Origin of the sequence: Streptomyces sp. WM6372, from assembly GCF_001279655.1 — a bacterium.
In the GTDB taxonomy this organism is placed as follows: Bacteria; Actinomycetota; Actinomycetes; order Streptomycetales; family Streptomycetaceae; genus Streptomyces.
The window spans coordinates 87,355-108,819 of the sequence record NZ_LGDB01000036.1; the positions used below are offsets into that span (position 1 = coordinate 87,355).

19 protein-coding genes are annotated in these 21,465 nt (G+C 70.7%); 10 read left to right on the top strand and 9 right to left on the bottom strand.

What is annotated here, in order from left to right; genetic code table 11:
• The first annotated feature begins 135 nt into the window (after window positions 1-135).
• Complete coding sequence (gene pgi, locus ADK52_RS05455) at window positions 136-1,773, top strand: glucose-6-phosphate isomerase (RefSeq protein ID WP_053688637.1); 1,638 nt, start codon at window positions 136-138, stop codon at window positions 1,771-1,773.
• A gap of 75 nt (window positions 1,774-1,848) precedes the next feature.
• On the opposite strand, the gene pgl is transcribed toward pgi, so the two are convergent.
• The 5 genes from pgl to tkt all read right to left on the bottom strand — a co-directional run bounded on the left by pgl (window position 1,849) and on the right by tkt (window position 8,549).
• Window positions 1,849-2,631, bottom strand: a complete 783-nt coding sequence (gene pgl / locus ADK52_RS05460; RefSeq protein WP_053688638.1) for a 6-phosphogluconolactonase — start codon at window positions 2,629-2,631, stop codon at window positions 1,849-1,851.
• Window positions 2,632-2,729: 98 nt separating this feature from the next.
• On the bottom strand, window positions 2,730-3,764 hold the full coding sequence (gene opcA / locus ADK52_RS05465; protein WP_053688639.1) for a glucose-6-phosphate dehydrogenase assembly protein OpcA: 1,035 nt from the start codon (window positions 3,762-3,764) through the stop codon (window positions 2,730-2,732).
• On the bottom strand, window positions 3,761-5,287 hold the full coding sequence (zwf, locus tag ADK52_RS05470; protein WP_328925079.1) for a glucose-6-phosphate dehydrogenase: 1,527 nt from the start codon (window positions 5,285-5,287) through the stop codon (window positions 3,761-3,763). Before zwf ends, opcA begins: the two co-directional genes overlap by 4 nt.
• A gap of 5 nt (window positions 5,288-5,292) precedes the next feature.
• Window positions 5,293-6,411 (bottom strand): transaldolase, encoded by a 1,119-nt coding sequence (gene tal / locus ADK52_RS05475; RefSeq protein ID WP_053688640.1) that lies wholly within the window; start codon window positions 6,409-6,411, stop codon window positions 5,293-5,295.
• A 35-nt stretch (window positions 6,412-6,446) separates the two neighbouring features.
• Window positions 6,447-8,549 carry a transketolase gene (tkt, locus tag ADK52_RS05480; RefSeq protein ID WP_053688641.1) on the bottom strand — a complete coding sequence of 701 codons (2,103 nt, stop codon included), beginning with the start codon at window positions 8,547-8,549 and terminating at the stop codon, window positions 6,447-6,449.
• A gap of 256 nt (window positions 8,550-8,805) precedes the next feature.
• Here tkt and ADK52_RS05485 point away from each other — a divergent pair, with 256 nt between their 5' ends.
• From ADK52_RS05485 to ADK52_RS05495, 3 genes are all read left to right on the top strand, one after another.
• Window positions 8,806-9,753: a heme o synthase gene (locus tag ADK52_RS05485; RefSeq protein ID WP_078987980.1), complete on the top strand. Its 948-nt coding sequence runs from the start codon at window positions 8,806-8,808 to the stop codon at window positions 9,751-9,753.
• A 39-nt stretch (window positions 9,754-9,792) separates the two neighbouring features.
• Complete coding sequence (locus ADK52_RS05490; RefSeq protein WP_053688669.1) at window positions 9,793-10,137, top strand: hypothetical protein; 345 nt, start codon at window positions 9,793-9,795, stop codon at window positions 10,135-10,137.
• A 106-nt stretch (window positions 10,138-10,243) separates the two neighbouring features.
• The gene (locus ADK52_RS05495) at window positions 10,244-11,371 is read left to right on the top strand and encodes an amidohydrolase family protein (protein ID WP_053688642.1); all 1,128 of its coding nucleotides are present in this window, start codon (window positions 10,244-10,246) and stop codon (window positions 11,369-11,371) included.
• 27 nt (window positions 11,372-11,398) lie between these two features.
• Here the strand turns inward: ADK52_RS05495 and ADK52_RS05500 are convergent, their stop codons facing one another.
• The 4 genes from ADK52_RS05500 to ADK52_RS05515 form a co-directional block, all read right to left on the bottom strand.
• Window positions 11,399-12,367 carry a COX15/CtaA family protein gene (locus ADK52_RS05500; protein WP_053688670.1) on the bottom strand — a complete coding sequence of 323 codons (969 nt, stop codon included), beginning with the start codon at window positions 12,365-12,367 and terminating at the stop codon, window positions 11,399-11,401.
• Window positions 12,368-12,392: 25 nt separating this feature from the next.
• On the bottom strand, window positions 12,393-13,541 hold the full coding sequence (locus ADK52_RS05505; RefSeq protein ID WP_053688643.1) for a hypothetical protein: 1,149 nt from the start codon (window positions 13,539-13,541) through the stop codon (window positions 12,393-12,395).
• Window positions 13,542-13,625: 84 nt separating this feature from the next.
• Complete coding sequence (locus ADK52_RS05510; protein WP_053688644.1) at window positions 13,626-14,408, bottom strand: ABC transporter permease; 783 nt, start codon at window positions 14,406-14,408, stop codon at window positions 13,626-13,628.
• On the bottom strand, window positions 14,405-15,331 hold the full coding sequence (locus tag ADK52_RS05515) for an ABC transporter ATP-binding protein (RefSeq protein ID WP_053688645.1): 927 nt from the start codon (window positions 15,329-15,331) through the stop codon (window positions 14,405-14,407). Before ADK52_RS05515 ends, ADK52_RS05510 begins: the two co-directional genes overlap by 4 nt.
• Before the next feature lie 362 nt (window positions 15,332-15,693).
• Between ADK52_RS05515 and ADK52_RS05520 the strand changes: the two genes are divergently transcribed.
• From ADK52_RS05520 to ADK52_RS05545, 6 genes are all read left to right on the top strand, one after another.
• Window positions 15,694-16,437, top strand: a complete 744-nt coding sequence (locus tag ADK52_RS05520; protein ID WP_030160379.1) for a helix-turn-helix transcriptional regulator — start codon at window positions 15,694-15,696, stop codon at window positions 16,435-16,437.
• Entirely contained in the window at window positions 16,434-17,849 is a 1,416-nt protein-coding gene (gene sufB, locus ADK52_RS05525) for a Fe-S cluster assembly protein SufB (protein WP_053688646.1), read from the top strand. Before ADK52_RS05520 ends, sufB begins: the two co-directional genes overlap by 4 nt.
• Before the next feature lie 69 nt (window positions 17,850-17,918).
• Complete coding sequence (gene sufD / locus ADK52_RS05530; RefSeq protein WP_053688647.1) at window positions 17,919-19,097, top strand: Fe-S cluster assembly protein SufD; 1,179 nt, start codon at window positions 17,919-17,921, stop codon at window positions 19,095-19,097.
• Window positions 19,097-19,414, top strand: a complete 318-nt coding sequence (locus ADK52_RS05535) for a bifunctional 3-phenylpropionate/cinnamic acid dioxygenase ferredoxin subunit (RefSeq protein ID WP_030858990.1) — start codon at window positions 19,097-19,099, stop codon at window positions 19,412-19,414. Before sufD ends, ADK52_RS05535 begins: the two co-directional genes overlap by 1 nt.
• Window positions 19,415-19,421: 7 nt before the next feature.
• Window positions 19,422-20,195 carry a Fe-S cluster assembly ATPase SufC gene (sufC, locus tag ADK52_RS05540; RefSeq protein ID WP_030160387.1) on the top strand — a complete coding sequence of 258 codons (774 nt, stop codon included), beginning with the start codon at window positions 19,422-19,424 and terminating at the stop codon, window positions 20,193-20,195.
• On the top strand, window positions 20,192-21,448 hold the full coding sequence (locus ADK52_RS05545) for a cysteine desulfurase (protein WP_030858993.1): 1,257 nt from the start codon (window positions 20,192-20,194) through the stop codon (window positions 21,446-21,448). Before sufC ends, ADK52_RS05545 begins: the two co-directional genes overlap by 4 nt.
• The last annotated feature ends 17 nt before the right edge of the window (window positions 21,449-21,465 follow it).

Here is a 21,465-nt window from a genome sequence, read left to right on the forward strand (position 1 = left end):
CTTTGATCCCTTAAGTTGGTGATCGGCGGGGCACGACAGGACGGAAGAAACGGGTTGATGTCCGAGATGAACGCAAACCAGGCCGCCGCGCGGAGCGCGTCGAACGAGGGTGGTGGCGGGCGACGGGCGGGACGGATGAGGCTCAACCGGACGCCCGAGTGGCTGGCACTCGGCAAGCACCGCGAAGAGCTGGGGCAGACGCACCTGCGCGAACTGTTCGCGGCGGATCCGAACCGGGGAACGGGTTACACGCTGCGGGTCGGGGACCTGTACATCGACTACTCGAAGCACCTGGTGACCGACCAGACGCTGGAACTGCTGCGCGAGCTGGCGGCGGCGACGGGCGTGGCCGAGCTGCGCGAGGCGATGTTCCGCGGCGAGAAGATCAACACGACGGAGGACCGGGCGGTCCTGCACACCGCCCTGCGCGCGCCGAAGGACGCGGTGGTCGAGGTGGACGGCGAGAACGTCGTCCCCGCGGTGCACGCCGTCCTCGACAAGATGGCGGCCTTCTCCGGCCAGGTCCGGTCGGGGGAGTGGACCGGCTTCACCGGCAAGCGCATCAAGAACGTGGTCAACATCGGCATCGGCGGCTCCGACCTGGGACCGGCGATGGCGTACGAGGCGCTGCGCGCCTTCACCGACCGCGCGCTGACCGTGCGGTTCGTGTCCAACGTGGACGGCGCCGACCTGCACGAGGCCGTACGGGACCTGGACCCGGCCGAGACGCTGTTCATCATCGCCTCCAAGACCTTCACCACCATCGAGACCATCACCAACGCCGAGTCGGCGCGGGAGTGGCTGCTGGCGGGTCTGGGCGGTGACACGGCGGCCGTGGCACGGCACTTCGTGGCGCTGTCGACCAACGAGGAGAAGGTCACCGCGTTCGGCATCGATCCGGCCAACATGTTCGGGTTCTGGGACTGGGTCGGCGGGCGCTACTCCTTCGACTCCGCGATCGGCCTCTCGCTCATGATCGCGATCGGTCCGGACGCCTTCCGGGAGATGCTGGGCGGCTTCCGGACGGTGGACGAGCACTTCCGCACGGCCCCGCCGGAGCAGAACGTGCCGCTCCTGATGGGCCTGTTGGGGATCTGGTACGGGGCCTTCTTCGACGCGCAGTCGCACGCGGTCCTCCCGTACAGCCACTACCTCTCCCGCTTCACCGCGTACCTCCAGCAGCTGGACATGGAGTCCAACGGCAAGTCCGTGGACCGGGACGGCAATCCGGTGGACTGGCAGACCGGTCCGGTGGTGTGGGGCACGCCCGGCACCAACGGGCAGCACGCGTACTACCAGTTGATCCACCAGGGCACGAAGGTGATCCCGGCGGACTTCATCGGCTTCGCCCGGCCGGTCGGCGAACTGCCGCCGACCCTCGCGGACCAGCACGACCTGCTGATGGCGAACTTCTTCGCGCAGACCCAGGCGCTGGCCTTCGGCAAGACGGCGCAGGAGGTCCGCGCGGAGGGCGTGGCGGAGCCCCTGATCCCGCACAAGACCTTCAAGGGGAACCACCCGACCACGACGATCCTGGCGCAGGACCTCACCCCGGCGGTGCTGGGCCAGCTGATCGCGCTGTACGAGCACAAGGTGTTCGTCCAGGGCGCGGTGTGGAACATCGACTCCTTCGACCAGTGGGGCGTGGAGCTCGGCAAGGTCCTGGCGAAGCGGGTCGAGCCGGCGCTGACGGACGGCGCGGACGTGCCGGGGCTGGACGCCTCGTCGAAGGCCCTCGTGGCCACCTACCGGGAGCTGCGCGGGCGCGGCTGAGCCGGCCGGATCACGGACCGGCAGAAGGGCCCGCTCCCGGTTCGGGGGCGGGCCCTTCTGCCGTACGGGGCCGGGTCAGGAAGCGGGCGGCGGGTACAGGCCCGCCGGGAGCTTCGCCGCGGCCGTGCGGTCCAGCAGCCACAGGGTGCGGGAGCGGCCGTACGCCTGCGCGGCGGGGGCCTGGACGGCGCCCGCGCCGCCGAGGGCGATGGCCACCGCCCCGGCCTTGTCCTCGCCCGCCGCCAGCAGCCAGACCTCGCGGGCCGCCCGGATGGCCGGGAGGGTCAGGGAGATCCGGGTGGGCGGCGGCTTGGGCGCGCCGTGCACGCCGACGACCGTGCGGTCGGTCTCGCGGGAGGCGGGGTGCTCGGGGAAGAGCGAGGCGATGTGGGTGTCCGGGCCGACGCCCAGCATCAGGACGTCGAAGGTGGGGACCGGCCCGTGGTCCTCGGGCCCGGCGGCCTTCGCCAGCTCGGCCGCGTAGGAGGCGGCCGCGGCGTCCACGTCCGCCCCGTACGGGCCGTCGGAGGCGGGCATCGCGTGCACGCGCGCCGGGTCCACCGGGACGGAGTCCAGGAGGGCCTCACGGGCCTGGGTGTGGTTGCGCTCGGGGTCGTCGGCGGGGACGTAGCGCTCGTCGCCCCACCAGAGGTCGATCCGTGACCAGTCGACGGCGTCCCGGGCCGGGGCCGCGGCCAGCGCGGCGAGGAGGCCGTTGCCGTTGCGGCCGCCCGTGAGGACGACGGAGGCGCTGCCGCGGGCGGCTTGCGCGTCGACGATCTTGGTGATGAGCCGGGCCGCCGCGGCCTGGGCCATCAGCTCCTTGTCCCGGTGGACGACGACCTGGGGAGTCGTCATTCCCATTGCTGCCGCCTTGTCGATCGTGGGTGCGGGTTCCGCCGTGCGGGGCGGGGAGGGTTCCCTCCCCGCCCCGCACGGCGGCTACTGCCTACTGCCTACTTGGCCGAGGCCTTCTTCGCGGGCTTCGCCGCCGGCTTCGCGGCCGGGGCCTCGTCCTTGGCCGGTGCGGCCTCGGCCTTGCCCGGTGCGGGGTCCGCGGGCGCCGGCGCGGCCAGCTTGGCCACGCCGAACTTCAGCGCGGCCTCGTAGGTGTTGTCCGGGTCCAGCCGGCGCAGCTCCTCCGCCAGGAGCTCGGCCGTGTCCCGGCGCTTGAGCGCCACCGCACGGTCGGGCTGCCCCGGCATGCACAGCGTCGCCAGCGCGCCGTCCGCCCGGTCCAGGACGATGTCCCCGTCCTTGGTCTCCAGCCGGACCGAGGTCAGGCCCGGACCGGCCGAGGTCGTACGCCGGACGGGTACCTGGAGGCGGTCCGCCAGCCACATGGCCAGCAGCTCGCAGCTCGGGTTCTCGTCCTCGCCCTCGACGACCACCGAGGCGACCTTGACGGCCTGCTGGTCCAGCGCGGCGGCCAGCATCGAGCGCCACGGCGTGATCCGGGTCCAGGACAGGTCCGTGTCACCCGGGGCGTAGGCCGCGGCCCGCTGCCCGAGCCCCTGCTCCGGGTTCTCGCAGGCGTACGTGTCCGAGATCCGGCGCTGCCCGAGCGCACCCAGCGGATCGCCCGCCAGGTCCGAGGGGGCACCGTCCGGCCACCAGACCACGACGGGCGCGTCCGGCAGGAGGAGCGGGAGAACCACTGACTGGGCGTGGTCTACCAGTTCACCGTGAAGGCGGAGCACCACCGTCTCACCGCTGCCGGCGTCCGCCCCGACGCGGACTTCCGCGTCGAGACGGGCGTCGCGGCGGCTGCGCGGCGAGCGGCTGACCCGCTTGATGACGACGACGATCCGCGAAGGGTGTTCGTGGGACGCGTCGTTCGCCGACTTGAGCGCGTCGTACGCGTTCTCTTCGTCGGTCACGATCACCAGCGTGAGGACCATGCCGATGGCCGGCGTGCCGATGTCCCGGCGCGCCTGCACCAACGTGGCGTTGATCTTGCTGGAGGTGGTCTCCGTGAGGTCGATCTTCATGGCCGGCGCCAGCTCCGTCCGTCTCGTGCGAGCATCTCGTCCGCCTCGACCGGCCCCCAGGTTCCCGCCGGGTACTGCGCGGGCTTGCCGTGCTTGTCCCAGTACTCCTCGATCGGGTCGAGGATGTTCCAGGACAGTTCGACCTCCTGGTGGCGCGGGAAGAGGTTCGCGTCACCCAGCAGGACGTCGAGGATCAGCCGCTCGTACGCCTCGGGGCTCGACTCCGTGAAGGACTCGCCGTACGCGAAGTCCATCGTCACGTCCCGGACCTCCATGGAGGTGCCCGGAACCTTGGAGCCGAAGCGCACCGTCACGCCCTCGTCCGGCTGGACCCGGATGACCAGGGCGTTCTGCCCCAGCTCCTCGGTCGCGCCCGACTCGAACGGCAGGTACGGGGCCCGCTTGAAGACGACCGCGATCTCGGTCACGCGGCGGCCCAGGCGCTTGCCGGTCCGCAGGTAGAACGGGACGCCCGCCCAGCGGCGGTTGTTGATCTCCAGTCGGATGGCCGCGTAGGTGTCGGTCTTCGACTTGGGGTCGATGCCGTCCTCTTCGAGGTACCCGACGACCTTCTCGCCACCCTGCCACGCCGCCGAGTACTGGCCGCGCACGGTGTGCTTGCCCAGGTCCTCGGGGAGCTCGACGGCCGTGAGGACCTTGAGCTTCTCCGCCACCAGCGCCTTGGGGTGGAAGGAGCCGGGCTCCTCCATCGCCGTCAGCGCGAGCAGCTGGAGCAGGTGGTTCTGGATGACGTCGCGGGCCGCGCCGATGCCGTCGTAGTACCCGGCCCGGCCGCCGATGCCGATGTCCTCGGCCATGGTGATCTGCACGTGGTCGACGTACGACCGGTTCCAGATCGGCTCGAACATCGTGTTGGCGAAGCGGAGCGCCAGGATGTTCTGGACGGTCTCCTTGCCGAGGTAGTGGTCGATCCGGAAGACCTCGTCCCGCGGGAAGACCTCGTGGACGACCTTGTTGAGCTCCTCGGCGCTCTTCAGGTCGTGCCCGAAGGGCTTCTCGATGACGGCACGCCGCCAGGAGCCCTCCTTCTGCGCCAGCCCGTGGTTCTTGAGCTGCTGGACCACCTTGGGGAAGAACTTCGGAGGCACGGACAGGTAGAAGGCGAAATTGCCGCCCGTGCCCTGTGCCTTGTCCAGGTCGTCGATCGTGGACTTCAGGGTCTCGAACGCCGCGTCGTCGTCGAAATCGCCCTGCACGAAACGGCAGCCCTGCACCAGCTGCTGCCAGACCTCCTCCCGGAAGGGGGTGCGCGAGTGCTGCTTGACGGCCTCGTACACCTCCTGGGCGAAGTCCTCGTGCTCCCATTCACGGCGGGCGAAGCCGATCAGCGAGAAGCCCGGCGGCAGCAGCCCCCGGTTCGCCAGGTCGTAGATGGCGGGCATCAGCTTCTTGCGCGACAGGTCACCCGTAACGCCGAAAATGACCAGGCCGGACGGCCCCGCGATGCGCGGGAGCCGCCGGTCCTGTGCGTCACGAAGCGGGTTCGCTCCGTTCACAGACAAAGTGTTCAGGCCTCCGTGGGGGCAAGGCGCTCGAGCTCCGCCTCGGTGGACTTCAGCAGGTCGTTCCAGGACGCCTCGAACTTCTCGACGCCCTCGTCTTCGAGCAGCTGCACCACATCGTCGTACGAGATGCCCAGCTTCGCGACCGCGTCGAGCTCGGCGCGGGACTGGTCGTACGTGGCGCGCACGGTGTCACCCGTGATCTCACCGTGGTCGGCGGTGGCCTCCAGGGTGGCCTCCGGCATGGTGTTGACCGTGTTCGGGGCGACCAGGTCGACCACGTACAGGGTGTCCTTGTACGCCGGGTCCTTGACGCCCGTCGAGGCCCACAGCGCACGCTGCTTGTTGGCGCCGACGCGCTCCAGGGCGTTCCACCGGTCGGAGGAGAACACCTCTTCGTAGGCCTCGTAGGCCAGCCGGGCGTTGGCGAGGGCCGCCTTGCCCTTCAGGGCCTTCGCCTCGTCGGTGCCGACGGCGTCCAGGCGCTTGTCGATCTCGCTGTCCACGCGGGACACGAAGAAGGAGGCGACCGAGTGGATCAGGGAGAGGTCCAGGCCCGCGGCCTTCGCCTTCTCCAGACCCGCCAGGTACGCGTCCATGACCTCGCGGTAGCGCTCCAGCGAGAAGATCAGCGTGACGTTGACGCTGATGCCCTTGCCGATGACCTCGGTGATCGCCGGCAGGCCGGCCTTGGTCGCCGGGATCTTGATCAGCGTGTTCGGGCGGTCCACCAGCCAGGCGAGCTGCTTGGCCTCGGCGATCGTCGCCGTGGTGTTGTGGGCCAGCCGCGGGTCGACCTCGATGGAGACCCGGCCGTCCTGGCCGTCGGTGCGGTCGTAGACCGGGCGCAGGATGTCGGCGGCGTCGCGGACGTCCGCCGTCGTGATCATGCGGATGGCCTCGTCGACGGTGACCTTGCGGGCGGCGAGGTCGGCGAGCTGCTGCTCGTAGCCGTCGCCGCTGCTGATCGCCTTCTGGAAGATCGACGGGTTGGTGGTGACACCGACCACGTGCGACTGGTCGATGAGCTCGGCCAGGTTGCCGGACGTGATGCGCTTGCGGGACAGGTCGTCCAGCCAGATCGCCACGCCCTCGTCGGAGAGGCGCTTGAGTGCGTCTGTCATGGGAATTGCATCTCCTACTGGTTCGTGTACCGGTGTCAGCGCGCGGCGGCGGTGAGGGAGTCCTTGGCGGCGGCGGTCACGGCCTCGGGGGTGAAGCCGAACTCGCGGAACAGCACCTTGGCGTCGGCCGAGGCACCGAAGTGCTCCAGCGAGACGATCCGGCCGGCGTCGCCGACGTAGCGGTGCCAGGTCAGGCCGATACCGGCCTCGACCGCGACGCGCGCCTTGACGGACGGCGGCAGGACGCTGTCCTTGTACGCCTGGTCCTGCTCCTCGAACCACTCGACGGACGGCATCGAGACCACACGGGTCGGGATGCCCTCGGCCTGCAGCGCCTCGCGCGCGGCGACGGCGAGCTGGACCTCGGAGCCGGTGCCGATGAGGACGACCTGCGCCGCTGCGCTCTGCCCCTCGGGGCCCGTCGCCTCGAAGAGCACGTACCCGCCCTTGGCGGCGTCCTCGTTGCGCTCGTACGTCGGCACGCCCTGGCGGGTCAGCGCCAGACCGTGTGGGGCGCCCTTGCCGAACACCTTGGTGTGGCGGCGCAGGATCTCGCGCCAGGCGATGACGGTCTCGTTCGCGTCGGCCGGGCGGACCACGTTCAGGCCCGGGATGGCGCGCAGCGAGGCGAGGTGCTCGACCGGCTGGTGCGTCGGGCCGTCCTCGCCGAGGCCGATGGAGTCGTGCGTCCACACGTACGTGACCGGTACGTGCATCAGCGCGGACAGGCGGACGGCGTTGCGCATGTAGTCGGAGAACACCAGGAAGGTGCCGCCGTAGATGCGGGTGTGGCCGTGCAGCGCGATGCCGTTCATGGTCGCGGCCATGGCGTGCTCGCGGATGCCGAAGTGGACGGTGCGCCCGTACGGGTCGGCCTCCGGCAGCGGGTTGCCCTTCGGGAGGAAGGACGAGTGCTTGTCGATCGTGGTGTTGTTGGAGCCGGCCAGGTCGGCCGAGCCGCCCCACAGCTCCGGGATGACCGCGCCGAGCGCTTCGAGGACCTTGCCGGAGGCCGCGCGGGTGGCGACGCCCTTGCCGGTCTCGAAGGCGGGGAGCTCGTCCTCCCAGCCGGCGGGCAGCTCGTTCGCGTTGATGCGGTCGAACTCGGCGGCGTGCTGCGGGTTGGCGGTGCGCCAGGCGGAGAAGTCCTTCTCCCAGGCGGCCTTGGCCTCGCGGCCGCGGTCCAGCGCCTTGCGGGTGTGCGCGAGGACCTCGGCGGAGACGTCGAAGCTCTTCTCCGGGTCGAAGCCGAGGACGCGCTTGGTGGCGGCGACCTCGTCGTCACCGAGGGCCGAGCCGTGCGAGGCCTCGGTGCCCTGGGCGTGCGGGGCCGGCCAGGCGATGATCGAGCGCATCGCGATGAAGGACGGGCGGCCGGTCTCGGCCTTGGCCGCGGCCAGGGCCTCGAACAGCGCCTTCGGGTCGAGGTCGCCGTTCGGCTGCTGCGCGACGCGCTGGACGTGCCAGCCGTACGCCTCGTAGCGCTTGAGGGTGTCCTCGGAGACGGCCGTCTCGGTGTCGCCCTCGATGGAGATGTGGTTGTCGTCCCACAGCAGCACCAGGTTGCCGAGCTTCTGGTGGCCGGCCAGGGCGGACGCCTCGTGGGAGATGCCCTCCTGGAGGCAGCCGTCGCCCGCGATCGCGTAGACCATGTGGTCGAAGGGGGAGGCGCCCTGGGCGGCCTCCGGGTCGAACAGGCCGCGCTCGTAGCGGGCGGCCATGGCCATGCCCACCGCGTTGGCGATGCCCTGGCCCAGCGGGCCGGTGGTGGTCTCGACGCCGGCCGTGTGGCCGTACTCCGGGTGGCCGGGGGTCTTGGAGCCCCAGGTGCGGAAGGCTTCGAGGTCGGCGAGCTCCAGACCGAAGCCGCCGAGGTAGAGCTGGGTGTAAAGGGTGAGGGACGAGTGCCCCGCGGAAAGCACGAAACGGTCGCGGCCGACCCACTCGGGGTCCGCCGGGTCGTGCCGCATCACCTTCTGGAAGAGGGTGTACGCGGCGGGGGCCAGGCTCATCGCCGTACCGGGGTGGCCGTTACCCACCTTCTGGACGGCGTCGGCGGCCAGGATGCGGGCGGTGTCGACGGCCCGCTGGTCGAGATCGGTCCAGTCGAGCTCTGTGGTCGTCGGCTTGGTGCTCACCGTGGGTCAGGGCTCCTCTCCACATGTCTGTATACCCGGTGACGAACGGTGCACCGGCGCGATTCCGAGCCTACCCCCGTGACGGCGTGCAGCTATTCGAGTGCCCGCAGTCCGTCATGACGTCGTCGGCACCGATCGGACCAACACGAGGCGACCCCCGCGCGGGGCGACGTAAGTGCAACGTCTAGAGTGGCGTGGTACGTGCGAGCCTTCAGCGGACCTTTATGTCCGGAGCTTGCTGGTTTCTCTGTCAGGGGTGTGCGTGACGGCCGTCGAATCCCGTCCAGCGGGGGTGCTCGGGACGAGCCCCGGTCACCGGCCGTTCGGGGCCCGGGTCATGGCTTTCGTGGCTTTGACCAAGCCGCGGATCATCGAACTTCTGCTGATCACCACAGTGCCGGTGATGTTCCTCGCCGAACAGGGCGTGCCGTCGCTGTGGCTGGTCCTCGCCACCTGCTTCGGCGGGTACTTGTCCGCGGGCGGCGCCAACGCGCTGAACATGTACATCGACCGCGACATCGACGCGCTGATGGACCGGACCGCGCAGCGGCCGCTGGTGACCGGCATGGTGAGCCCGCGCGAGTGCCTTGCCTTCGGCATCACGCTCGCGGTGGTCTCCACCCTGTTCTTCGGGCTGCTCGTCAACTGGCTGTCGGCCGCGCTCGCCCTCGGGGCGCTCCTCTTCTACGTCGTCGTCTACACGATGCTGCTGAAGCGGCGCACCGCGCAGAACATCGTCTGGGGCGGCATCGCGGGCTGCATGCCGGTGCTCATCGGCTGGTCCGCCGTCAAGAACGAGGTCTCCTGGGCCGCGGTCATCCTCTTCCTCGTCATCTTCTTCTGGACGCCGCCGCACTACTGGCCGCTGTCCATGAAGGTGAAGGAGGACTACGCGCGCGTCGGCGTGCCGATGCTGCCGGTCGTGGCGGGCAACCAGGCCGTGGCGCGCCAGATCGTCCTCTACAGCTGGGTGATGGTGGCGGTCTCGCTGCTGCTCACCCCGCTGGGGTACACGGGCTGGTTCTACACCGCGGTCGCGCTGGCGGCCGGCGGCTGGTGGCTGTGGGAGGCGCACGCGCTGCACGCGCGGGCCAAGGCGGGCGTGACGGGCGCGAAGCTCAAGGAGATGCGCCTGTTCCACTGGTCGATCACGTACGTGTCGCTGCTGTTCGTGGCGGTGGCCGTGGATCCCTTCCTGCGCTGACGCTTCCTCCGTTCATTACCCGCCGGTAGCATGCTGTCCATGGCAGACACCACGGCGGACGCCGCAGACAAGAAGCAGGACCGGAAGGCCGCGAAGCTGGCCCGGCAGATCGGCGCGTTCGCCAAGCACCACGGCGGCGCCGAGGGCCAGATCGCGCACATCGGCCAGGCCGGCACCCGGATCGTCCTCGTCGGCACGGACGGCGGCTGGGGCGACCTGGTGGCCCCGACGTACACGGTGGCCCAGCTGGCCGCCGAGAAGGCCGGCCTGACCCTCCACGAGGAGTTCGACGGCGAGTTCGCCGCGCGTGTCAAGACCGGCCCGTACGAGTGGTCGCGGATGGCCGGAATCCAGCTCGGCGGGACGGCGAACCCGGCGGCCTGATCGCGGAGGTGGCCGCTCGGTCAACAGCGCGAGCAACACCTCACACCCCGCTCACCCGTTAGGACGTGTGGAAGCCCCTTCCTCACGTCCGCAACGGGATGCCCGGATGATCGAAACGCCGCCCCTGGTGGACCAGTACTGCCACGGAGTGCTCCGCACGGAGCTGGGCCTCGGCACCTTCGAGGCCCAGCTGATCCGCTCGGCCGGCCCGCCCGCCGCCGGGACCACCTTCTTCGACACCCAGACCGGCTTCGCGGTGCGCCGCTGGTGCCCGCCGCTGCTCGGGCTGGAGCCGCACTGCGCCCCCGCCCGCTATCTGGCCCGGCGGCGCGAGCTGGGCGTGGTCGAGTCCGGGCGCAGGCTGCTGCGGGGCTCGGGCGTCGCCGCCTATCTGGTCGACACGGGAGTGCCCGGCGACCTCACCGTCCCCAAGGAGCTGGCGCTCGCGGGGGACGCCGACGCCTTCGAGGTCGTACGGCTGGAGCTGCTGGCCGAGCAGGTCGGCGACACCTCCGGCACGGTCCCGGCCTTCCTCGCCAACCTCGCCGAGGCCGTCCACCACGCCGCCGCGGCGGCCGTGGCCTTCACCTGCGGTGCGGACGCGGGGTACCCCGCGGTGCTCGGGCGGGACCCCGAGCCGCCCGGTCCGGGGGAGGTGCGGGGGGCGGCCGGCCGGTGGCTGGCCCGGCGCCCCAAGGGCGGGCCCGTACGGGACCCCGTACTCCTGCGGCACCTGCTGTGGAGCGCGGTGGCGACCGGACTGCCGATCCAGCTGCACACCGGGGCGGGCGCGGGGGAGCCGGGACAGCGGCCGGAGCGGGCCGATCCGGCGCTGCTGACGGAGTTCGTGCGGGCCACCGCGGGGCTCGGGACCCGGCTGGTGCTGCTCGGCGGATACCCGTACCACCGGCACGCCGCCCAGCTGGCGGCGGCCTTCCCGCACGTCCACGCCGATCTGGGCGCGGCGCTCGGGCAGAGCGGCGCGCGGGCGGCGGGAGTGCTGGCCGAGGTGCTGGAGCTGGCCCCGTTCGGCAAGCTGCTGTTCTCCAGCGGCGGGCGCCGGCTGCCCGAGCTGCACGCGGTGGGCGCCCTGGTGTTCCGGGAGGCGCTGGGCCGGGTGCTGGGCGGCTGGGTCGGCGAGGGCGCCTGGTCCTGGCGGGATGCCGAACGGGTGGCCGCCATGGTCGCGGCGGGCAATGCCCGCCGCGTCTACCGGCTGGACGAGCGCGGGTGAGCGACGCGGGGGCGGGCCCCCGGCGGCTCAGACGGCGGAGAGCTGCGGGTCGGCCTGCGCCGGGATCTCCGCCTGCGTCGCGGGCCGCTCCCGCAGGCTGAGCGCCACGCGGAGCACGGCGATCCACACCAGGCAGGAGCCGAGCATGTGGGCGGCGACCAGGGCCTCGGGCACGTGGGTGAAGTACTGGACGTAGCCGATGCCGCCCTGCGCGAGCAGCACGATCAGCAGGTCACGGGCGCGGGCCCGGGTGTCGACCGGCGCGTCGACCACGCGCAGCACCAGCCACATGGCCACGGCGAGCGCGCACACCACCCAGGCCGAGACCGCGTGGACGTGGGCGGTGGCCGCCCAGTCGAACGGCATGCGCTTGATCTCGCTGCGGTCGCCCGCGTGCGGACCGGAACCGGTGACCACGGTGCCCGCCGCGATCAGCACCAGGGTGGTCGCGATCAGGGCCCAGGAGAGCTTGCGCACCGGGCCGGGAACGCGCGGCCGGGGAGCGGTGTCGCCCTCGCGGGTGCGCTGCCAGGTGACCGTGGTGACCGTGATCAGCGAGGTGGCGAGCAGGAAGTGCCCGGCCACGCTGTACGGGTTGAGCCCCGTCAGGACGGTGATGCCGCCGAGGACCGCGTTGCCCATCACGATGAAGAACTGGAGCCAGCCGAGTTTCGTCAGCGACCGGCGCCACGGCTTGGCCGAGCGGGCCGCGACGATGCACCAGCCAACGGCCGCGCAGAGCACGTACGTCAGCATGCGGTTGCCGAACTCGATGGCCCCGTGGAAGCCCTGCTCCTGGGTCACGATCAGGCTGTCGTCCGTGCACTTGGGCCAGGTGTCGCAGCCGAGACCGGAGCCGGTCAGCCGTACCGCGCCGCCGGTGACGACGATGAGCACGCTCATGACGAGCGCGGCGAGGGCGGCCCGCCGGACGATCCGGGGTGACGGGGTCCAGCGGTTGGCGAGGTAAGCGAGAGGGGTCAACACGGCCCTTATCGTACGCGGAGCCTTGTGCAAACTTTCACGAGGGGGTGTCCGCGGGCCCGCCCGGCGCCGCGTCCGGCGCGACGGCCCTGCGGAACCGGGCTCCCGCGGGGTCGCCTTCCTCGTGCCACCAGACGTGGACGCGCCAAGGGATGCCGTCCCCGGGGTAGTCGGTGGACGCCGCGAACCCGCGTATCAATTCGGCGCCTATGTCCTCTGCTGTCCTGTTCCTCACTTCTGTTCCGCTGTGCCATGGATGTTCCTGTACGTTCCACAGTCCGTCAGGACCGCGCACCTCGAAGCGCCACACCGCGAGCCAGGGCGTGACCTCCAGCATCGTGCGCACCTGTTCGGCGCCGAGGTGCAGGCGGGCGGCGATCTCGGGCTCGGCCACGCCCTGGATGCGGGCCGCCACCACGGCCTGGGGCAGCAGTGGTTCGGGCAGCAGGCCCCGCGCGCGCAGGCTCACCAGGGAGGCGAAGGACAGGAAGCGCAGCCGCAGTTCGAGCTGGCGGCCGATGTGGTCGAGGGCCTCCTCCGCCTCCTGGGCCTCCTCCGCACCGGGGGCCGCGAGCAGCAGCCGGCGGAAACCGCCCTCCGCGTCCACCGCCCAGGCCACCGCCTCCTCGGCGGAGCCCAGCTCCGCGAGACGGTCCCCGAGGAACACCTTGGCCTGCGCGAGGCCGCGCCGGTTGACCGGATCCCGCTGGTCCAGGCCCGCCCACACCTCGACCGCCGCCCGGGTCAGGTCCAGGGCGCGCTCGCCCGCCGCCCGCTCCATCGCGCTCGGGCCGGACTCGGCCTCCGGGCCCAGCGGGTAGCGGGGCAGCCGCACCTTGTCGCTCAGCGGCCAGGACAGCCAGACCCCCTGGTTGATCAGGCCCCGGGCGTACCAGCGGGCGTACTCCGGGGCGTGCCCGGCCGCCTGCTGCGCATGCCGCAGCCCCTCCTCCACGGCCGAGAGGGCACCCGCCCGGTCACCGCCCGCGAACCGGCGGGCCGCCAGGTCGCCCAGGCGCAGACCGAGCCGCGCTGCACACTCCGGATCGGTCCGCGCCGGTTCGCGCAGCGCGCCGATCAGCTCCGTCAGCAGCGCCTCGGCCTCGGCCGGCGCCGCCCGTGCGGCCCCCGACCGGATCCGCGCCCATTGCGCGTCCAGCCGTAGAACGTCTTCCCGCTGCGCCATTGCCGCCCCCCGGCGTCCTGGTGTGCACCGCCCCCTCGGGGCGGCGCCCATCCTCCTGCCAGGCCAACGTCCGGGGGAAGGGATTCACTCCCAGCGGAACAGCTTCGCGGCGGCGCCGAGTCCCAGGACGGCCCAGGCGGCGAGCACGGCCACGTCCCCCCACGGCAGCCCGGCGCCGTGCCGGAGCACCTCGCGCAGCCCGTCGGAGAGCGCCGAGATCGGCAGCAGCCCCAGAGCGGACTGCACGGATCCGGGGAACTTCTCCATCGGCACGATCACCCCGCCGCCGACCAGCAGCAGCAGGAACACCAGGTTGGCGGCGGCCAGCGTGGCCTCGGCCTTGAGGGTGCCCGCCATCAGCAGGCCGAGCCCGGAGAAGGCGGCGGTGCCCAGCAGGACGAGCGCGGCGACCGCGAGCGGGTTGCCGTGCGGGGCCCAGCCCAGCGCGAGGGCGATCGCCGTCAGCAGCGCGATCTGGAGCACCTCGGTGACCAGTACGGACAGCGTCTTGGCGGTCATCAGCGCCCAGCGCGGCAGCGGCGAGGCGCCGAGCCGCTTGAGCACCCCGTAGCGGCGGTCGAAGCCGGTGGCGATGGCCTGCCCGGTGAAGGCGGTGGACATCACGGCCAGCGCCAGGATGCCGGGGGCGAGGAAGTCGACCCGCTTCTCGGCGCCCCCCGCTTCCAGGGGCACGGTGACGATGTCGACGGCGGAGAACAGCACCAGCAGCAGCGCCGGGATGATCACGGTCAGCAGCAGCTGCTCCCCGTTGCGCAGCAGCATCCGGGTCTCCAGCGCGGTCTGCGCCAGGATCATGCGGGACGCGGGCGCGGCCCCCGGGGCGGGGGTGAACGTACCGGCGCTCATGCGCGCAGCTCCTTGCCCGTGAGTTCCAGGAAGACGTCTTCGAGGCTGTGCCGCTCCACCGAGAGGCTGTTCGGCATCACCCCGTTCTGGGCGCACCAGGAGGCGACGGTGGCCAGCAGCTGCGGGTCCACGGCGCCGGTGACCCGGTAGACGCCCGCGGTGAGCTCGGCGGCCTCGGTGCCGTCGGGCAGCGCCTTGAGCAGCGAGCCGAGGTCGAGGGCCGGCCGGCCGGTGAAGCGCAGGGTGTTCTCGGCGCCGCCGCGGCACAGCTGCTCGGGGCTGCCGTGGGCGATGACCCGGCCGGCGTCGACGATGGCGACCTCGTCCGCGAGCTGCTCGGCCTCGTCCATGTGGTGGGTGGTGAGGACGACGCAGACCCCGTCGGCGCGCAGTTCCCGTACGAGGTCCCAGGTCGCCCGGCGGGCCTGCGGGTCGAGCCCGGCGGTCGGCTCGTCCAGGAAGACCAGCTCGGGGCGGCCGACCACGGCCATGGCCAGGGCCAGGCGCTGCTGCTGGCCGCCGGAGAGACGGCGGTAGGCGGTACGGCCGCAGCCGCCCAGCCCGAGCCGCTCGACCAGGACGTCCACGTCGAGGGGGCGGGCGTACAGCTTGGCCATGTGGCGCAGCATCTCGACGGCGCGGGCGCCGGAGTAGACCCCGCCGGACTGGAGCATCACACCGATCCGCGGGCGCAGCGCCCCGGCCTGGGCGACCGGGTCGAGACCGAGGACGCGGACGGTGCCGGCGTCGGGGCGGAGGTAGCCCTCGCAGGTCTCCACGGTGGTGGTCTTGCCCGCGCCGTTGGGGCCGAGGACCGCGGTGACCGAGGCCTTGCGGACGGTGAGGTCGAGACCGTCCACCGCTGTTTTGGGCCCGTACCGCTTCACCAGTCCGCGGATCTCCACGGCGGGGTCATTGCTCATGCGGGTGAGTCTACGGAGCCCCGGAAACGGTCCCGGATCCCGGGGTGGAGGGGTTTCGGACGTGCGTACCGATGACTTTTTCGGATGCGTGTCCTTGATGGACCAGTCGGTTTCGGTGATCTTTTCTGCCCTTCGGAGTGTGCAGTGCCCGGGGACCGCCGTGGGTGAGGGATCGCTGGTGGGAGCCGTGCACCGGCGCACCGAAAGGCTCGGCACGGACGCGGAGCAATGCCGTCCGCTTAACTCTGCGTAGATAAATTAGGTAACCCTTAGTGATAGAGGCCACCAGGGGTGGCGTCCGTCACGGCTTGTCGGGGCTGGACTAATTACGCAACAATGGCGTTGTGAAATACGGCGAACGGATGATCGAGACCCCCCAGGGGGAACTCGCTACCGGGGAGCGGTCAACCCGCAACCGGGTCGCGCGCTCCATCCTGGACCACGGTCCCTCGACCGTCGCCGACCTCGCAGCGCGTCTCGGCCTCACCCAGGCCGCCGTCCGCCGCCACCTCGACACGCTCGTCGCCGACGACGTGGTCGAGCCCCGTGAGCAGCGCGTCTACGGTGCGCGCACCCGGGGCCGGCCCGCCAAGGTCTTCGCGCTCACCGACTGCGGCCGCGACGCGTTCGACCAGTCCTACGACTCGCTCGCCGCGGACGCACTGCGCTGGATCGCGCAGGCCGCCGGCGGGGGCGAGCAGGGAGAGGCGGCCGTCGCCGCCTTCGCCAGGGCGCGCATGGACGCACAGGCCGAGACCTACCGGGAGAGCCTGGACGCCGCCGCCCCCGCGGAACGCACCGAGGCCCTTGCCAAGGCGTTGACCGCGGACGGGTACGCTGCTACGGCGAAGAGCGCTCCCGGTCCGCACAGCGGTGAACAGCTCTGCCAGCACCACTGCCCGGTCGCCCATGTCGCCGAGCAGTTCCCGCAGCTCTGCGAGGCGGAGACCGAGGTCTTCTCCCGCCTGCTCGGGACGCACGTGCAGCGCCTCGCCACGATCGCCCACGGCGACGGGGTGTGCACCACTTTCATCCCGCGAGGCGCGGGCACCACCCAGAACGACACATCAGCATCTGCAAGCACGGCCGGGAGGAACCCCGCATGACCACGGAGACTGCTCACCCTGAGCTCGATGGCCTGGGCACCTACGAATACGGCTGGGCCGACTCCGACGCGGCCGGCGCCGCTGCGAAGCGTGGCCTGTCCGAGGACGTCGTCCGGGACATCTCGGCGAAGAAGAACGAGCCCGAGTGGATGCTGAAGCTCCGCCTCAAGGGCCTGAAGCTCTTCGACAAGAAGCCCATGCCGACCTGGGGCTCCGACCTCTCCGGCATCGACTTCGACAACATCAAGTACTTCGTGCGCTCCACCGAGAAGCAGGCCGCTTCGTGGGAGGACCTGCCCGAGGACATCAAGAGCACGTACGACAAGCTCGGCATCCCGGAGGCGGAGAAGCAGCGCCTCGTCGCCGGTGTCGCGGCCCAGTACGAGTCCGAGGTCGTCTACCACCAGATCCGCGAGGACCTGGAGGAGCAGGGCGTCATCTTCCTCGACACGGACACCGCGCTCAAGGAGCACCCGGAGCTCTTCCAGGAGTACTTCGGCACGGTCATCCCGGTCGGCGACAACAAGTTCGCGTCGCTGAACACCGCCGTGTGGTCGGGCGGCTCGTTCATCTACGTGCCCAAGGGCGTCAAGGTCGACATCCCGCTCCAGGCCTACTTCCGCATCAACACGGAGAACATGGGCCAGTTCGAGCGGACGCTGATCATCGTCGACGAGGACGCGTACGTCCACTACGTCGAGGGCTGCACCGCCCCGATCTACTCCTCGGACTCGCTGCACAGCGCCGTGGTCGAGATCATCGTGAAGAAGGGCGGCCGCTGCCGCTACACGACGATCCAGAACTGGTCGAACAACGTCTACAACCTGGTCACCAAGCGCGCCGTGGCGTACGAGGGCGCGACCATGGAGTGGATCGACGGCAACATCGGTTCCAAGGTCACCATGAAGTACCCGGCCGTCTACCTGATGGGCGAGCACGCCAAGGGCGAGACCCTGTCCATCGCCTTCGCGGGCGAGGGCCAGCACCAGGACGCCGGCTCCAAGATGGTCCACATGGCGCCGAACACCTCCTCGAACATCGTCTCCAAGTCGGTGGCGCGAGGCGGCGGCCGCACCTCGTACCGCGGTCTGGTCGAGATCGGCGAGGGCGCCCACGGCTCCAAGTCGAACGTGCTCTGCGACGCGCTCCTGGTCGACACGATCTCCCGCTCGGACACGTACCCGTACGTGGACGTCCGCGAGGACGACGTCTCCATGGGCCACGAGGCCACCGTCTCCAAGGTCTCCGAGGACCAGCTCTTCTACCTGATGAGCCGCGGTCTGACGGAGTTCGAGGCCATGGCCATGATCGTGCGCGGCTTCGTCGAGCCCATCGCGCGCGAGCTGCCCATGGAGTACGCGCTGGAGCTCAACCGGCTGATCGAGCTGCAGATGGAGGGCTCGGTCGGTTAATCCCGGCCGACCGCCCTTCCCGCAGCACATTCTTTAGACGTAGACACGAGAGCGAGCAAGACGACAGCCATGGCTGAGGCTCAGAACATTCCGGCGGGTTCGACCACCGCCGGCGCGATCGCGGTGGCCGCCGAGTCCACCGTCGCCACCCGGATGAGCGCACCCCCGTCCTTCGACGTGGCGGACTTCCCCGTCCCCCACGGCCGCGAGGAGGAGTGGCGGTTCACCCCGCTGGCGCGCCTGCGTGGTCTGCACGACGGCACCGCGGTCGCCAACGGCACGATGAAGGCCCAGATCGACGCGCCCGAGGGCGTCACCGTCGAGTCGGTGGAGCGCGACGACGCGCGCATCGGCAAGGCCGGCACCCCGGTGGACCGGATCGCCGCCCAGGCGTTCACGTCCTTCGCCAAGGCCACGGTCGTCACCGTGCCCAAGGAGGCCGTCCTGACCGAGCCGGTGCGCGTCTCGCTGCACGGCGAGGGCGGCACGACCTTCGGGCACACCGTCTTCGACGTCCAGGCCTTCGCCGAGGCCGTCATCGTCATCGACCACACCGGTGACGGCGTGCGCGCCGCCAACGTCGACTTCCTCGTCGGCGACGGCGCCAAGCTCACCGTCGTCTCCGTGCAGGACTGGGACGACACCGCCGTCCACTGCTCCCAGCACAACACGCTGGTCGGCCGCGACGCGACCTTCAAGTCGATCGTGGTCACCTTCGGCGGCGACGTCGTGCGCCTGCACCCGCGGATCAGCTACGCGGGCCCCGGCGGTGAGGCCGAGCTCCTCGGCCTGTACTTCACGGACGCCGACCAGCACCAGGAGCACCGCCTCCTGGTCACGCACGACGCCCCGCACTGCAAGTCGCACGTGGTCTACAAGGGCGCGCTCCAGGGCGAGGGCGCCCACGCCGTCTGGATCGGCGACGTCCTCATCGAGAAGAGCGCCGAGGGCACCGACACCTACGAGATGAACCGCAACCTCGTCCTGACGGACGGCGCGCGGGTCGACTCGGTGCCGAACCTGGAGATCGAGACCGGCGAGATCGTCGGGGCCGGCCACGCCTCCGCGACCGGCCGCTTCGACGACGAGCAGCTCTTCTACCTCCAGGCCCGCGGCATCCCGGCCGACGAGGCCCGGCGCCTGGTCGTGCGCGGCTTCTTCGCCGAGCTCGTCCAGCAGATCGGTGTCCCGGACATCGAGGAGCGCCTGCTCGCCAAGATCGAGACCGAGCTCGAGGCGTCCGTCTGATGACCTACGTCAAGGCCTGCGCGCTGAGCGAGCTGGAGGAGAACACCCCGAAGCGGGTGGAACTCGACGGCACGCCGGTGTCCATCGTCTCCACCGAGGGGGAGGTGTTCGCGATCAACGACATCTGCTCGCACGCGAACGTCTCGCTCTCGGAGGGCGAGGTCGAGGACTGCATGATCGAGTGCTGGCTGCACGGGTCCTCGTTCGACCTGCGCACCGGCAAGCCGTCCGGTCTGCCCGCGACCCGCCCGGTTCCCGTATACCCCGTAAAGATCGAAGGGGGCGACGTGCTCGTCTCCCTCACCCAGGAGTCCTGAGGTATCCATGGCAACGCTTGAAATCCACGACCTGCACGTCTCCGTCGAGACCGGTGACTCGGCGAGTGGCGCCCGCGAGATCCTCAAGGGTGTCGACCTCACCGTCAAGGCCGGCGAGACGCACGCCATCATGGGTCCGAACGGCTCCGGCAAGTCGACGCTGGCCTACTCGCTCGCCGGTCACCCGAAGTACACCATCACCAGCGGCACCGTGACCCTCGACGGCGAAGACGTCCTGGAGATGTCCGTCGACGAGCGCGCCCGCGCCGGCGTCTTCCTCGCCATGCAGTACCCGGTCGAGGTCCCCGGCGTCTCGGTCTCCAACTTCCTGCGCACGTCGGCCACCGCCATCCGCGGCGAGGCCCCGAAGCTGCGTACCTGGGTGAAGGAGGTCAAGTCCGCGATGGAGCAGCTCCAGATGGACCCGGCCTTCGCCGAGCGCAACGTCAACGAGGGCTTCTCCGGCGGTGAGAAGAAGCGCCACGAGATCCTCCAGCTGGAGCTCCTCAAGCCGAAGATCGCGATCCTCGACGAGACCGACTCCGGCCTCGACGTCGACGCCCTGCGCATCGTCTCCGAGGGCGTCAACCGCGTCCGCGAGACCGGTGAGGTCGGCACCCTGCTGATCACCCACTACACGCGCATCCTGCGCTACATCAAGCCCGACTTCGTGCACGTGTTCGCGAACGGCCGCATCGCCGAGTCCGGTGGCGCCGAGCTGGCGGACCAGCTGGAGGCCGAGGGCTACGACAAGTACGTGAAGGGTGGCGCGACCGCGTGACACAGCTGCCTGGCCTCCTCGACATCGAGGCGATCCGCAAGGACTTCCCCCTTCTGGATCGTGTGGTCCACGACGGGAAGAAGATCGTTTACCTGGACAACGCGGCGACTTCGCAGAAGCCGCGCCAGGTGCTCGACGCGCTGAACGAGTACTACGAGCAGCACAACGCCAACGTCCACCGCGGCGTGCACGTGCTCGCCGAGGAGGCCACGGCGCTGTACGAGGGCGCCCGCGACAAGGTCGCCGCCTTCATCAACGCGCCGAGCCGCGACGAGGTGATCTTCACCAAGAACGCCTCGGAGTCGCTCAACCTGGTCGCCAACATGCTCGGCTGGGCGGACGAGCCCTACCGGGTCGACCGCGAGACCGAGATCGCCATCACGGAGATGGAGCACCACTCCAACATCGTCCCGTGGCAGCTGCTCTCGCAGCGCACCGGCGCGAAGCTGAAGTGGTTCGGCCTCACCGACGACGGCCGGCTCGACCTGTCCAACATCGAAGAGGTCATCACGGAGAAGACGAAGATCGTCTCCTTCACGCTGGTCTCCAACATCATGGGCACGATCAACCCGGTCGAGGCGATCGTCCGGCGCGCGCAGGAGGTCGGCGCGCTGGTGCTGATCGACGCCTCGCAGGCCGCTCCGCACATGCCGCTGGACGTCCAGGCGCTCGGCGCCGACTTCGTGGCCTTCACCGGCCACAAGATGTGCGGCCCGACCGGCATCGGCGTGCTCTGGGGCCGCCAGGAGCTCCTGGAGGACCTGCCTCCGTTCCTCGGCGGCGGCGAGATGATCGAGACCGTGTCGATGCACGCCTCGACGTACGCCCCGGCGCCCCACAAGTTCGAGGCGGGTACGCCCCCGATCGCCCAGGCCGTCGGCCTCGGCGCGGCCGTGGACTACCTCACCGCGATCGGCATGGACAAGATCGCCGCGCACGAGCACGCGATCACCGAGTACGCGGTGAAGCGCCTCCTGGAGGTCCCCGACCTGCGGATCATCGGCCCCACCACGGCCGAGGACCGCGGCGCCGCGATCTCCTTCACGCTCGGTGACATCCACCCCCACGACGTAGGCCAGGTCCTGGACGAGCAGGGCATCGCGGTCCGCGTGGGACACCACTGCGCCCGCCCGGTCTGCCTGCGCTACGGAATTCCCGCGACCACGCGAGCGTCTTTCTACCTGTACTCCTCTCCGGCCGATGTCGACGCGCTGATCGACGGGCTGGAGCACGTACGGAACTTCTTCGGCTGACGAGGGCGACGAGGACG